Genomic DNA, 14,539 nt, shown 5'->3' with positions numbered 1-14,539 from the left:
CACCCTAAACAAGGCAAAATGGATGATATTAAAGAAGTTTTTTTGGAAGTATTATCACGATATATACAAGACAACCTTTTAGAATATCAAAATAACGGAAAAAAATACGAATTTAGTTTTGATATTAAAAATTATAATGATTCGTTACATGTAGTATTTCAGTATAATAAGGCTGGTAAAATAGGGATAACCGATGTACATTCATTTCAAATTTTTCTAAATGAAATTAATATTGAAGCGAGCAAGTCACATTTAAATTACACTACTATTTTAGATACAAACTCATTATTTTTTTCAAAAAAATTACTACCATATTTGCATAGTTATGAATGGGCTTTAAGAAAATTGATATATTTATTGGCTCCAACATATTTCGACAACTGGACGAAAGATTCTATTCCAGATGAAATGATTTCTGCAGTAAAAGGAAAACAAAAACAAGCAATCGGCAAGTATGACTTAGAAAATCTTTTACAGTGGATAGATTTATACGATTTTGAAGAATACCTATTTGGAGAAAATTACCTATTTATTTCAACTGGAAATGAGAAAAATATTGTAAGGTACAAAGAGATAATCGTAGAAGAATTGTTAAATTTATTTCGAGAAACTGATGATTTAAGTCTATCTGATCCTTTTTCATTATGGAGTGAAGTATTTAGCAAGTATATGTATGTTGATTTAGAAGAAATTCGAAAAGACATGGAATTGATCAGAGAAGGAAGGAATATTGTGAGTCATAATAAAGAGATTAAATACTCTTTATATAAGGATCTGATAAAGAATCTAAAGAAATACGTGAAACAACTTAATGAAGCATTTAAGAAAATACTAATTGGTGAAATAGCAGATGAAAAACTTTTCGATATGACAAATGATTTCGAAGCATATATAGGGAATCATTATAGTAATATAAACCTACCCAACGCTACTAAATTATTGACGTCTTTATCAGCGATGACAGTATTAAATACCGATTCCACTAAAAAAATGATGGAGACAATCGGTCCGGCATTATCCGTTCAACGAGCAGTCATGCAAAAATTGATACTGAGGGGTTCAGACGAGCGACTGAGGGAATGAAGCAGTCTCTATCAGCGATGACAGTATTAAATACTGATTCCACTAAAAAAATGATGGAGACAATCAGTCCGGCATTATCCGTTCAACGAGCAGTCATGCAAAATATTGATACTGAGGGGTTCAGACGAGCGACTGAGGGAATGAAGCAGTCTCTATCAGCGATGACAGTATTAAATACTGATTCTACTAAAAAAATGATGGAGACAATCGGTCAGGCATTATCCGCTCAACGAGCAGTCATGCAAAACATTGATACTGAGGAGTTCAGACGAGCAACTGAGGGAATGAAGCAGTCTCTATCACCAAAGCAAGCATTGAAATCCGATTATAAAATTGCTGATGATATTGAAGATAGTAATAAATAAAGAGTCCAGAACTTTTTCCAATTAATAAACTATTAAAAGAATTAGAGAGGTGAAATAAAACTAGAAAAATACAATCTATTTGGTAAAAATCATGGAGGTAAATAATGGGTGAACGAACTTTTGAAGATGTTAAAGACTATGTAGAATTGCAGAGCCAAGAAAAGTGTACGGTGTTAAGTGCCAAGCCGGAACAGGAATTTAATGATCTTGGTACAGAAGTAACGGTTTGGAATGTCAAAACGGATAATGACGGCGATTGGTGGGTTGTTGAGGGTGATAACGTTCCTATGAACCTTTATCCGCAAAGTGCATACTATTTTGGAACAGACGAGGTATATTCGTTTCATATGGGTTTAATGGAGAGAATGAGAGTTTTACATGAAAAATATGATCCAGAGGACTTTGTAAGGAGCGTTACTCTTGATACAGAGATTGCACCACAACTCTTTCGGAAGCTAAAGAATGTTGCTACTCTTATAGACAGTGCAGAAGAAATTGAAGATTTTCAATCTATTGGTGTTCAGTGTAGAGAAATTCTAATCGAACTTGGTAATCACATCTTTATAGCAGATATGGCAGGTACTAAAGAACAACCAAAAAAATCAAACTTCAAAAAAAAGGCGGAACTTTTTATACAGTTTTATTTGACAGGTTCCGATAACGCTGACTATCGAAGTATTATAAAAAAACTAACTGAATCAACATGGGACTACGCTAATAAATTAACTCATTCTAGTACAACTACTAAGTATGAAGCCTCAACTTGCGTAATGCTTGTAACGTCTTTGGTTGGTGTGTATGAAAACATAACGCAAAAAGTCTTTGATCCTGTCTCACAGTATATATGTTCGTCGTGTAAAAGTAAAAAACTCACGATAGATTCTGATGATTCTGATGAAAACGGAATGGTTGAATCCTTGTATTTAAAATGTGAAGAATGTGGTGATATTACAAAAGTAGTATTTTTGACTAGTGATAAGGATAGTTCATACACAAAAGGAAAAATAATTGAGTAATGATTATGGATCATGTCAAAAACATATCACGCAATTCAAAGTGCACACGTTTTTAAATTTGATACCTCAAATAACTTCTCTACCTGCTTTTTTGGGTACGATATTGGATACGTTCTGGGGGATATCAAGTGCTGTGATAGGCTGTCAGTGATATATACCAGAGCGGGAAAAATGCTTTTATAACGCGAATCATGTACCAATGCTATTGAAAAGAGTCATTGGAAGGGTCTGTGGGTTAAGTAAATGAATTATGCGGTCTCTTTGTCAATAAGAACTGCTGATGCGTTCAATCAAGTAAAATAGTGTGGGACAATCATTAGAAAATATCTGATGACTGTCCCACTTTTTTTCTTTTTTTTTAAATTTAAGGAACGAAAATTTTTCTAACTCATGATAAAGTTGAGAAAGAATGATATCGTTGAGGTCAGCTAAATATATGAAATAATGATCATTAAAAAAATGTTAAAAGGTTTATTCTTTTTATCAAAAAACTAATGCAGAACCTTGTGTATGAGAGTTTAAGCAACTCGTCAAGGAACGTTTGGGAATCAGTCATTGTTGATGTCGTAATGGGATACTGTTGCGTATCAAGTGAGTATTCTTGGTAACAAGAGGAAAGCCAGTGTAAAAGCATTGGAGCGCAAAGAACGTGTACAAAGTGTGACCAAATGTAAGGTAGCGAACTTGTCGGGACGACAATAGAAAGCTAAGTTGATAAGACTTAGCCTCCCTGTGAAGAGATTTGCTAAGGGATTGGCATTTCACACTGATGGAAACATCCAAAGAAGTCCTTCGCCGTGAAGTGATTAGAAATAATCTATAAGACAAGAAACGCGTGAGAGTAGCAGAAGGCGGTATATGTTGATACTAATCATAATCAAAATATACCGAATGCCCTTGTGGAATTTGTAGGCTGTCATGCCTGACCACATCTCGTAAAGCTACAATATGCCAGTGGTCGCTCCGACTGGTACGGTATTGTAGAATGTGTGACTGAACAACATTGCAATCGGATGGCGTAGAGAGAGACTCCGCATAGTTTTTTGGTAAAGGGCGTAAGCCTTTTTCTTTTGCAATTTTTTATATTTAAAAGAACAGTTACAACGATTTGCACGATTATGATATCAAAACTACATTTTATGAGATTTTTCGTTTTTCGATTTATATATTTGGTAAGCTTTACATAGAATGCGCTTTCTTTACAAAGATCAATAGTGATACGATTTATATCTTGGAAGTAGCGAAACGTTCTCTAAAACGGTAAAAATCATTACTTCTAGGTAGATTCAAATCAAATGTATGATATGGAATGGAGGTAAGTAAATGAATGGTGAAATGCTAAAAAATCAACAAGAAATTGTCAAAGTAGAAAAACATCAAGAAAAATTATCGAATGAAAAACGTGTATTAGAAGAAAAACTGCTTCAGTTGCAAGATGTATTTCAAAGAGGTTTTCAACAATTAGCTGAATCAAACCATGAGGCATTGCAACGAGGTTATACCTCAACACAGTGGTTACATAAAAATAATGAAACAAAACAACATATTTTTCAACGTCAGTTAAGACAAGCCAATGAGGAATTAAATCATACATATAATAAAGCCATTCAGAAATTAGAAACGGAACGAGAAGAATTACAGGCGCAAAGGAGAAACCTCTCATGGGATTGATTTATGTCAGTAGTGAATCTTCAGACTTTATGTCTGCGCTTAAAAGTAATTTAGAAAGTGGTAAAGAAACTGTAAGTCAATTGAAATCGGGTAGTCAAAAAGTTGTCTCAGCAGTAGATGGCAAGCAATTATCTGGTGCGGCGTATACAGCAGGCAAAGGCTTGTTTGCGGATTTGATCATTCCAACGATCACCCGCACAACAAATGCCATTGAACAGATTGAACAAGAATTGAAAAAATACCAAAATGCCGATAAAATAGTGGCAAGTGAAGGCGAATTGAATGAAGATAAGTTAAATCAACAGATACAAGTCACACGTACAATGAAAAACTCAGTAGACAAGACCTTATTTTTCGTCCGATTACAAACGACACTGAACCCAATCGCAAGTGTACTAGATACCTTGTTGAATGTTGAAAGAGATTTGCAGCGAATGACTGATAGCTTTCAACAAGCTATCGATCATTTACAAAATCAACTAAGAAAACTACAGGATTTCAATACACAAACAAGTGGTTTATTTGCTAATAGTCTAAATGAGTTGAAGATAGCGATGCAAGGTGTATTGATATTAAATAATACGACAATCAAAAGTGAGGGCTCATACTCATTACCAAAAGGTACAAATAAAAGTTATTTTGAGAAAATAAAAAAAGACGTATCTTTGGTTATTGAATCAGGCGATCAAGAGATTGAGGTAATCAAAGAAACAGATAGTCTAGAAGAAATCAATCGCAAAACACTTGGTTGTGCGAATATAAGAATCAATCCATACACAGGAAAGAAAATCAGCCAAGAAGAAGCGAATAAATTCAAGTACGCTGCATGGTCAGGAACATTTACGAATATTGGCGACACAGTGATGGGGGCGTATTATGGAAATAAAGGTGCTTCGAGATTAGATGGCATCGATGATGTTGGGAGTGTCAATAAAAAGTCGTTTAGTGAGAAAGAGGGAGGAGCTACAGTCTTTAAACTTGAAATTCCGGAACAAAGTTTGAAACATGCTGATGTCGGAGATTTTACTGTTAATCCTTCCACAGGAAAAGTTTCCAAAATGAAGGGTGGGGGACATGGCCAAGCTAACATTGACTTTCTAAAGGAAAATGGGTTTGAAGTAAACATTGACAAAACTTACTCTAATGGTGTCAGAGCTGGAAATGTACCACACCACAAGACACCGTCGAAACGTATAGGCACAGGTCAATCTTGGTTTCCTGAAAATTGGACAAATAAAGAGATAAAACGTGCAGCACAGCATATTGCTAACCAATCAAATTTTGTAGGTGCTCAAAATGGGGATGTTATTTTTGGGGATTATAATGGTGTACGAGTGGGTGTAATAAAAACTGATGGGAATATTGGAACCATTTTTCCAGATGGCACGAAACAACCATAAATAACTATTTAAAGGAGAAAAAATTATGGATATATTTAATCAAATAAATAAAAACTTAGAAGAACGAAGAAGTTTACATGAAGAAGACGACTTTGGACTTGAAAAAAGTTGGACAGAATTAACCACTATACTATCTATGAGTGAAGATAAAACAATTAATTATTTGAAAAATTGTTCTAAGGAAGACTTATTATTGATTAGCTCAGTTTTTGCTGATGTTTCTGAAAAATTACAAAGTAAAAGATTCATCTCTTGTTTAAGGGAACTTGATAAAAAATATCCTGATTTGAAGCTAACCTTTTTTATTTCTGATGCTGAAAGTTACATAAAAAATTAAAATAAAAACCAGTACAGCATTTCCAGAGAGCTGCATTGATACGAAAATCATTGAAAGTTCAAAGACTATTGGTAATAGCAATCTAGTTAACTAGTGATGGTGCTACATGGCATGGAAGTATTATTTGTGGCGTCAAAATTGATGTAATAAAACAAGGAGCTAAAATAATTAGTGCTTATCCTACTGGAACAGTTAATGGACCTCCTCCTATAGGATTTAGTAAATAAGGAGTGTTAAAATATGTATGATGAGTTAGATAAAATATTATCTGAAGATAGTTCAGAGGATTCTTGGTATGATGATGGATGTATCTATACTGAAGAATTACTAGGAAATTTTACTGAGAGCGATTGGAGAGCGTTAATGCAATCTGTAAAAAAAAGAATGATAGATATAAAATTAGATTAGCTTATTCTATTGAAGAGGATACTGGTATGAATGGCTTCAACTTGTTGTTAGAGCTAGTAAACGATAATGCTGAGGTTGCTGAATATGCTTTAGATGGCATCGATGATGTTGGGAGTGTCAAGAAAAAGTCTAATAGTGAGAGTACTGGTGGGGCTACTCAGAAAGTTATTTCTGAATTTAAGAGTTCTGTGTTAGATGGCAAGCGAGTCGGGGGTGGAACAACAGTTGATGATATAAAACCAATTTGTGGAAAAGATCCTTTAGGCAAACCAATTATAGATAAGGAATTTCCACATGTTCTAAAAGAACATGGATTTAGCAACATTGTTGACAATTATCCAACTGTTGCAAATGAGTATTCTTTAGTTGGTGGAGATGGAATTAGTAGAAGATTTTTTCAAATTGAAGGAAGTAACAATGGAAAAATAGGTGTTTTTGAATGGATTGTCGAACCTAATGGTAATATAAGCCATAGAAGATTTATAAATGGTGGTGCGTTGACTGGAAAACCAAATCAAGTTCCTAAAAAATAAAAGGAGAAAATAATGAATTTAGCATGTTTTAAAGAAAAAGATGTGAACTATAGTTGGAAAACTATCTATATTGGAGTAATTCAAAAATTTTTCGATCTAAAAGTAATTTCTGACTATGCGATAGAGCTAATGGATCAGGGAAATGATGATGATTTTATTAATGAACTTGCATGGGGAATAAAACCTGACGAATTACAATCAGTGTTATTTGAATTGAAAAGAAAGTACTTTCCTAATGTGGATGAAGGCGGTAATGATTATAAATTTGAAGAACAAAAACTTAGATTTATTTATTTATCTAAACTAAATGATACCATGAATGATGAAGATGATTTGTTAAATGGAATTGCAGAATTCTATAATAACAATGGGTATCCAGAAGATATGGTTAGCTTCATAAATTATATGCCTCAAGAAGTTCCTACTACAAAAAAAGAATTGATAGAAAGATTCCATCAATTCTTAGAATCAGAAAATGAAAAAATTAATGATAGGTAAAATGAATTTTTCTCTTTAAAACTGTTGTTCTTTTTTTGATAGTTAATTGATTGTACAAAGTAAGTATTTGCTTCTTTTTCTTATTAATTTGTATTTCCACCTAATCTTTATTTTGAATCAAGATACAAAAGTTGAAGGGGTTTGTCAAAAATAATGTGAATTATCATAACTTTTGGTAATGTCAGTATATATTGATAGTTTAAATAGTTGGTTTAATATTTGGTACCAAATATTTTGAACTAGAGTTGACAGTAGAAATAAAAAAACATTTAAATGATATTGCTCGTCTATTAGGTTCACTAGAGAATGCTAACGAACTGGAGATGCAGAATCCGTTCATGATAATATGAAAGAATTTCTTAGTTTGTTGCAGTTAAATAGTGAAGTGATTCCTCAAAATGATGTCATTGCCTTTGGTCGACAAGATATTTTAGAATTACTGGATCAATTGTTGAGGTAAGTAATAGTTTTTTATGGATTGAAAAAACTTGTATATGTAAATATTTTTATTTATATATAGTTAATAGAGCAAAAGTATAACGATCGACGAGTTGAAACTATTGATATCTTCTTCTTCTTGCAACACTTCAATCAACCCTATAACTACATCACAATGGCAGTGATGTCGGCAGAATAGTGAGTTTAAGACAAAAATAAAATCGAGTAAATGGTGGGAATAGAAATAACCTCTTTGGAAAATCAGGTAACCTCTACGAAAGCATAAAGAAAAATTTCGTGAAGGTTACCTGATTTTTTGAGGTCAAAATATTTCTATTTCTTTCCAAAGAAGGAATGAGCAAAGAGGACGTTCATTTGGTCAATAGGAAGAAGTGAGGGTTCTTTTTTATATAATCAATTAGCACATTGGAATAGTTGTTTACTAAAAAAAGATATATACATGTGCGAAGGAATTATGGTTACTAAACAATGTAACTGTTTTTAGATAGGTTTAGTGTATGCTATCTCAAGTCTATAATTGTCTGTATATATCGTGTATAATCAAAATGAATATGCAATTGAAAGGTAAATAATATGAAACTAACTGACCTACGAGAAATATTTGAAGTTTTCACTAGTATTAATAATCGAATACCTGAAGTAGAACAAAATATTGTACTAGATAATGACTACTATAAAGAAAAATTGTTTAATAAACCTAGAAAATATGATAATTTGTATAACTTTATACATAATAGAACAATAATCAGTAATAAAAGTAACAAAAATATTCTAATTAATACAGCTAGATTTTATATTAATTGTTTAAAGAAATATGAGTATGAAGAAATTATATTTAATTACGGTTTAAATGAGCAATCGTCCATAATTTATGCCGTAAACAATGGGAATTTGGCAAGTACAAAAAAATATGTAACAATAGAAACTTATGCTTACTTGGAAGGTGGAAATAAAAAATTTATACAATCTTTTAATACTGAATTCCAATTGTTGGACGGAGAAATCAAATGTGTGTTAGAAGAAAACCTAGAATCTGAAATGAAGAAAATTTTCATGAGAAACAATAACTATATCGGATTGTTTCACAAAATTATTGTAAATAACGTTTCAACGGAATGTATGGTTTGCTATTTTATTAGAGAAACAGGACTTTTTTGTTATGGTGGAATGGGAGGAGGAAGTTCTTTACCAAGGATAAATTTGATTGAGCTGGATGTTAGCGATTATAGAGAATTGTATGTTTTCAATAATTTGAATTTAGAAATATCTATAAACCAGATGAAAGAAATTGATATACATGTATTACCAAATGAATCTTGCCAAATAGATTATTCAATTGAATATTATTATCACAATAAAAAAATAAAATATAGTGATAAATGTGTAGAATCGACAATTGTAAAGGTTCCTCAGTTCAAACTAAATCCAGCTTCATCTGTACAGTTTCATGGATTTTTATTTGATGTATTAGTCAAAGACAATATAAAAAGATATCAAAAAGGTGAGTTGTTTCATATTGATAAGCAAATCTGTGCAAACTTTAATGATTTAAAAAAAGATTTTATCATTACAGAGATAGGGTATGAAGATGATTGATTTTTCGATATAATAAAGTAATCAGAACATACTTTTACTGAATTAAGTAAATATCCATATGCACCAATTAAGAAAACGTTGACATTTCCGCAAAACCCATTTATCATATAATTATATATTATCAATAAAAAGAAGAACCCATTTAATACGCGGCAGTATTAAATGCGAGTATGTTACTGCAACGCAGGCAGAACTCAAAAAAGATTTTAAGGCACAAGCCCTTAAATCTTTTTTGAGTTCTTTTTTTTAGGAAAGGAGAATAGGGCAAGTGAAAATAATACAGATAATCAACAACAATGTGGCATTGATCAAGAAGGGCGGACATGAGGTCTTTATTGTTTCCAAAGGAATCGGCTTTCGAAAGAAAAAAGGTCAACAGGTTTCAGAAGACGAGATCGAGAAAATGTATATTTTGGATTCTTATGAAATGTTGGAGCATTTTAGCTACTTACTGTCAAAGTCGGATTCCAATGACATTCTTTTGATTAGTCGGATCATTGAAAATGCAGAGGGGAAACTTGGCATCAAAGTGAGTGATTATTTAACACTAACATTATTGGATCATTTAGAGTTTCTTTTAGAACGGGCTGAAAAGAGCCAGTTTATTGCAAGTCCGTTGATTTGGGATATTCGCCGGTTTTATCCTCGTCATTTTGATCTCGCACTGGAGAGTCTTGAGATGATCGAGAAAGAAAAAAATCTAAGTATTCCTAATGATGAAGCGGCTTCTATCGCTTTACATTTCATCAACTTTTGGGACAATAAGAAATCTGATCAGTTATTGGAAATGCAGACATTGAGTGATATTGTCTCTATTATTGAAAAACACTATACATTTAAAATCGATGAATCTTCGACGAACTTTATGCGGTTCTCAACTCATTTGCAATACTTTATCCAGCGGATCATTAAAAGTGAGTTGACACAGCCAGAAGGAAGTATCTCTTTATTGTATCAACAAATCAGTCAGTTATATCCAGAGGCTTTCAAAGCGGTCCAAAAAATCAAAATTTATATCAAGCATCAATTTAAAGCAGATCTTTCCATGAATGAAGAAACGTATTTGATGATGCACATCAATCGATTAACAGAAAGGATTGAAAAAAACAGATGAAATATGAAAAGTTAAATAAAGCAATTATTGAATTGGTTGGCGGAAAAGAAAATATTGTGGCTGCGGCCCATTGTGTCACACGTTTACGTTTGACGTTAAATAATCGCAACTTAGCGAAAACAGAAGAAATCAAAGAAGTAGACGGAGTGATTGACGTCGTCTCTAATGACGTGGCGTATCAGGTCATTATTGGTACACATGTCACTGAAGTCTACAATGATTTCATGTCATTGACAGGCTTAGGGGGTGGGAGTGAGGCTACTTCTGAGAAAGAAAAATTATCATGGAAGAAAATCCCGACAGCCGTATTATCGGTCGTTTCTGAATCAATGACTTCAATTATCGAAGTGTTGATTGCGGCAGGAATGATTGCTGGGATTTTGAGTTTGCTTTCTTTGACGGGAATCGTTTCGGCGGAAAGTCCAACGTATCAAATTTTTCAAACATTACAGACGTCGATTTTTACGTTCTTACCAATCTTTTTCGCTTTTTCATCGGCTAGAAGGTTGAATGTCAATCCTTATGTCGCGACTGTTTTAGCAACAACTGTGATGTCTTCAAATATTACTGGTGCGGAAGGGTTAAGTTTGTTTGGTTATCAATTACCTGTGATTGATTATTCCCATACATTCATTCCGATTTTATTAGCGATCGCCTTGTTGAAATTTGTGACTACTCAGTTAGAAAAAGTAGTGCCGAAAGCGATTCAGCTGTTTTTTGTTCCAGCAGTTTCCTTGATGATCGTATTGCCCGTTCTCTTAACCGTTTTTGGTCCGGTTGGTATGTGGATTGGTTCGTGCATTTCTTGGGTATTTACGATGTTGTCTGAAAACATTGGTTATTGGATCGTAGTGATGCTTTATGCAGCTTTCCAACCGTTCTTGATCGTCTTGGGGGCTGCGAATTTCCTATTCCCGATCGGATTGACTTTCTTTGCTGAATTAGGCTACGATCCAGTGATTACTGGAGCTGCCACGATTTCAGATATTGCCGTTGCTGGAGCGATGATTGGTTATTTCTTGAAGACGAAAAAAGAGAAAGAAAAAGCGACATTTGGAACGATTGGTTTTTCAGCGGTCATGGGAATCACAGAACCAGCTATTTTTGGGGTCTTCTTAAAATATCGCCGACCATTTATTGCAGTAATCGTTGGTGGTGGGATTGGCGGTTTGATTGCAGGATTAGCTGGGGTCAAAGCATGGACAATGGCTTGGGGGTTAGCAGGCTTACCTGCTTTTTTGATTGGTGGCACGGCGAATTTTATTTGGATGATCATTTCATGCGTTACCGCATTTCTCCTAGCGGGAGCTGTTGCCTATGGGCTTGGGATGCCACAAGAAGGAAAAGATGTTAAAAAGGAAAAAACACTGACTAAAGCTGGTCAAATCGCACTGGAAAATGTCAGCTCAGGTGAGGTCATCCAGTTGAGTCAAGTTTCAGATAGTGCGTTTGCTTCAGGCGCTTTAGGTAAGGGTTTTGCAGTGATTCCTCATGAAGAAAATGGTGAAATTTTTGCACCGATCGCAGGAGAAGTTACCGTAGTTTTCCCCACAAAACATGCGTATGGGATCAAGACAGAAGATGGAGTAGAAGTATTGATCCATGTTGGGGTTGATACAGTCAACCTTGAAGGAAAAGGATTTACTAGTTATGTAAAAGTCGGCGATCAGGTAAAGACTGGTGATGTCTTGGCAACAGTTGATTTTTCTGCCATCAAAGCAGCTGGTTTTGATCCAACAGTGATGGTCGTTGTCACAAATAGTGCAGACTTTTTGGATGTTGTACCGTTGGCTGATGACAGTACGAATCAAATTTTAGCAGTGATTATTTAGGAGGCGTAAGAAGGATGAAAACAGATTTTTTATGGGGCGGTAGTATTGCAGCCCATCAAAGTGAAGGTGGATGGGATCAAGGCAGCAAAGGAATTTCCAATATGGATCTAGTCACGAAAGGAACCCGGTACACTCCACGAGAAATCCACAAAGAACTGAAAGAAGGATTCATTTATCCTTCTCATACGGGGATTGATTTTTATCATCGCTATAAAGAGGATATCAAACTATTTGCGGAAATAGGTTTTACAGCATTAAGAATCTCGATCGATTGGACACGGATTTTTCCAAACGGTGATAATCCAGAACCAAATGAACAAGGATTGAACTTTTATGAAGAGGTAGTCGATACATTGCTCGCACATGGGATTGAGCCGATCATCACGTTCTTTCATTTTGAATTACCAGCTAACTTGATTGTAAAATACCAAGGTTGGACGAGTCGCAAACTAGTCGATTTATTTGAAAAGTATGCTGAAACATTGTTTGAACGTCTGAATGGTAAAGTAACTTATTGGGCAACATTCAATGAAATCAATCATTTAGACCCGAACTCGAAAGCGGCAGAATTTTTTACGTACTATATTTCTGGTCTTAAATTTGAAGAACTCGAAAATCCGAAACAAGCGATCGCACAAATTGCGTACAATACGGCACTTGCTAGTTCAAAAGTCGTTAAGTTGGGCCATCAAATCAATCCCGAATTCAAAATTGGTTGTGTCTTTGGTATCAATCCGCAATATCCAGAAACGTGTAAACCAGAAACGATGTTAAACAACTTGCTGGAAAATGAAAAAGAATTGTATCAAATGGATGTAATGTGTCGTGGCAAATTTCCACAATACAAATTAAAAGAATTTTCAGCGCAAGGTATCGTGATCGAACAACAAGAAACGGATGTGAAAGATTTTCAACAAGGAACGATCGACTATATTGGCTTGAATTATTATATGTCCAGTGTCACTCCGAATGAACAAAAAAAGAATGAAGCTTTCTTTGGTGGTATCCAAAATCCGTATCTAGAACTTTCAGACTGGGGCTGGGCCATTGATTCCGTTGGTTTACGTTATACGATGAACTGGTTGTACAGAAGATACCAATTGCCGTTAATGATTACTGAAAATGGACTAGGCGCTGAAGATGTGTTAGAACTAGGAAATGTTGTCAATGATGACTACCGTATCGATTATCTAAATCGCCACATTTCAGAAATGAAAAAGGCAATCACTGAAGATTATGTCGAATGTCTCGGTTATCTCTCTTGGGGACCAATTGACCTAGTCAGTGCCTCTACTGGTGAAATGTCGAAACGGTATGGATTCATTTATGTTGACTTGGATGATGAAGGAAAAGGCACCGGAAACAGATACAAAAAGAAATCGTTTGATTGGTATAAAAGTGTGATTGAAACAAACGGAATAGCATGATAAAAAGCAAGAACCCCAAAAATTGGAAGAACAATTTTTGGGGTTCTTATTTTTTTTATAGAGGAATTGTTTCTAAGATATTAAGCTTTAAGCATTAACTAAAAAATGTATTAGCGAAAGCAATAAAAACGACCAATACAGGAATCATCCATGAAAAACCATACGTTTTATCAAGGATTTTGTTTGACGAATGATTGATCATTCTTAAGATGACCTCAATCAGAAAATAACCTAGAATCATTCCTAGTACATTTGAAATTAAATCGTCAATGTCTGTTGCTCTAGCTATCGTAAATAGTTGGCTTATTTCAATCAACAATGAGGTACCAAATCCAAGTAAAAGAGAATAACTGAATTTTCTATATTTGTTGCTAATTAACGGACACAAGAACCCGATTTGTTGTGTCATCTTTTTCGCCTTCTTTCCTTAAGTGAATGAGTAATTCGTATAGTTAATCATCTCATAGAAGGAGACTCTAGCCATCAGCCTGTAGACTTATTTTAGGAGTCATATGAGTATACTGATAAACTGGTAAATGATACAAGATGAAGCCAGTTGGTACTAAATAATAATTGTGACACGTAGAAACGATTGATGAAAAATGAATAACTAGCAAAATATAGCCCTAGATACTTATTGAATGCCAGTATCTTAGGGCTGTTTTCGTGTGCGTATAAGACTGCAAGTGTTCGTATACGACGTAGATGATTCTTATCCAAACGATTTTAATTTAAATAGGAAAAAATTACGTATAGTAATAATGAATGAGATGAGGATAAGTAAATAGAAGTGCAAAGAG

At 34.1% G+C, this 14,539-nt stretch carries 14 protein-coding genes; 13 read left to right on the top strand and 1 reads right to left on the bottom strand.

What is annotated here, in order from left to right; genetic code table 11:
- Positions 1-18 precede the first annotated feature (18 nt).
- The 13 genes from IGJ99_RS11200 to IGJ99_RS11140 all read left to right on the top strand — a co-directional run bounded on the left by IGJ99_RS11200 (position 19) and on the right by IGJ99_RS11140 (position 13,739).
- Positions 19-1,083 (top strand): hypothetical protein, encoded by a 1,065-nt coding sequence (locus IGJ99_RS11200; RefSeq protein ID WP_438770830.1) that lies wholly within the window; start codon positions 19-21, stop codon positions 1,081-1,083.
- Positions 1,080-1,448 carry a hypothetical protein gene (locus IGJ99_RS11195; protein WP_438770829.1) on the top strand — a complete coding sequence of 123 codons (369 nt, stop codon included), beginning with the start codon at positions 1,080-1,082 and terminating at the stop codon, positions 1,446-1,448. Before IGJ99_RS11200 ends, IGJ99_RS11195 begins: the two co-directional genes overlap by 4 nt.
- 104 nt (positions 1,449-1,552) lie before the next feature.
- Positions 1,553-2,464, top strand: a complete 912-nt coding sequence (locus tag IGJ99_RS11190) for a hypothetical protein (RefSeq protein ID WP_409173580.1) — start codon at positions 1,553-1,555, stop codon at positions 2,462-2,464.
- A 1,323-nt stretch (positions 2,465-3,787) separates the two neighbouring features.
- Positions 3,788-4,135, top strand: a complete 348-nt coding sequence (locus IGJ99_RS11185; protein WP_409173579.1) for a hypothetical protein — start codon at positions 3,788-3,790, stop codon at positions 4,133-4,135.
- On the top strand, positions 4,126-5,535 hold the full coding sequence (locus IGJ99_RS11180; protein ID WP_438770828.1) for an EndoU domain-containing protein: 1,410 nt from the start codon (positions 4,126-4,128) through the stop codon (positions 5,533-5,535). Before IGJ99_RS11185 ends, IGJ99_RS11180 begins: the two co-directional genes overlap by 10 nt.
- A gap of 25 nt (positions 5,536-5,560) precedes the next feature.
- Positions 5,561-5,872, top strand: a complete 312-nt coding sequence (locus IGJ99_RS11175; protein WP_019723443.1) for a hypothetical protein — start codon at positions 5,561-5,563, stop codon at positions 5,870-5,872.
- Between the two features lie 240 nt (positions 5,873-6,112).
- A complete protein-coding gene (locus IGJ99_RS11170; protein ID WP_226075739.1) occupies positions 6,113-6,280 on the top strand; it encodes a hypothetical protein in 168 nt (55 codons plus the stop codon).
- 26 nt (positions 6,281-6,306) lie between these two features.
- Positions 6,307-6,813, top strand: a complete 507-nt coding sequence (locus IGJ99_RS11165) for a hypothetical protein (protein ID WP_409173577.1) — start codon at positions 6,307-6,309, stop codon at positions 6,811-6,813.
- A 12-nt stretch (positions 6,814-6,825) separates the two neighbouring features.
- Entirely contained in the window at positions 6,826-7,311 is a 486-nt protein-coding gene (locus IGJ99_RS11160) for a DUF2247 family protein (RefSeq protein ID WP_409173576.1), read from the top strand.
- Positions 7,312-8,343: 1,032 nt separating this feature from the next.
- Positions 8,344-9,366 (top strand): hypothetical protein, encoded by a 1,023-nt coding sequence (locus IGJ99_RS11155; protein ID WP_409173575.1) that lies wholly within the window; start codon positions 8,344-8,346, stop codon positions 9,364-9,366.
- Between the two features lie 268 nt (positions 9,367-9,634).
- On the top strand, positions 9,635-10,480 hold the full coding sequence (locus tag IGJ99_RS11150) for a PRD domain-containing protein (protein WP_409173574.1): 846 nt from the start codon (positions 9,635-9,637) through the stop codon (positions 10,478-10,480).
- Positions 10,477-12,312, top strand: coding sequence for a beta-glucoside-specific PTS transporter subunit IIABC (locus IGJ99_RS11145; protein WP_409173573.1), 1,836 nt, complete (start codon positions 10,477-10,479; stop codon positions 12,310-12,312). Before IGJ99_RS11150 ends, IGJ99_RS11145 begins: the two co-directional genes overlap by 4 nt.
- Positions 12,313-12,326: 14 nt before the next feature.
- Entirely contained in the window at positions 12,327-13,739 is a 1,413-nt protein-coding gene (locus IGJ99_RS11140; protein WP_409173572.1) for a family 1 glycosylhydrolase, read from the top strand.
- 94 nt (positions 13,740-13,833) lie between these two features.
- Here the strand turns inward: IGJ99_RS11140 and IGJ99_RS11135 are convergent, their stop codons facing one another.
- The gene (locus tag IGJ99_RS11135; RefSeq protein ID WP_409173571.1) at positions 13,834-14,148 is read right to left on the bottom strand and encodes a VanZ family protein; all 315 of its coding nucleotides are present in this window, start codon (positions 14,146-14,148) and stop codon (positions 13,834-13,836) included.
- Positions 14,149-14,539 lie beyond the last annotated feature (391 nt).

The organism is Enterococcus sp. AZ095b (assembly GCF_051714725.1).
GTDB lineage: Bacteria > Bacillota > Bacilli > Lactobacillales > Enterococcaceae > Enterococcus_B > Enterococcus_B pernyi.
Note: the sequence above shows the minus strand (reverse complement) of the source record. Positions and strands in the feature narration are given on the sequence as shown.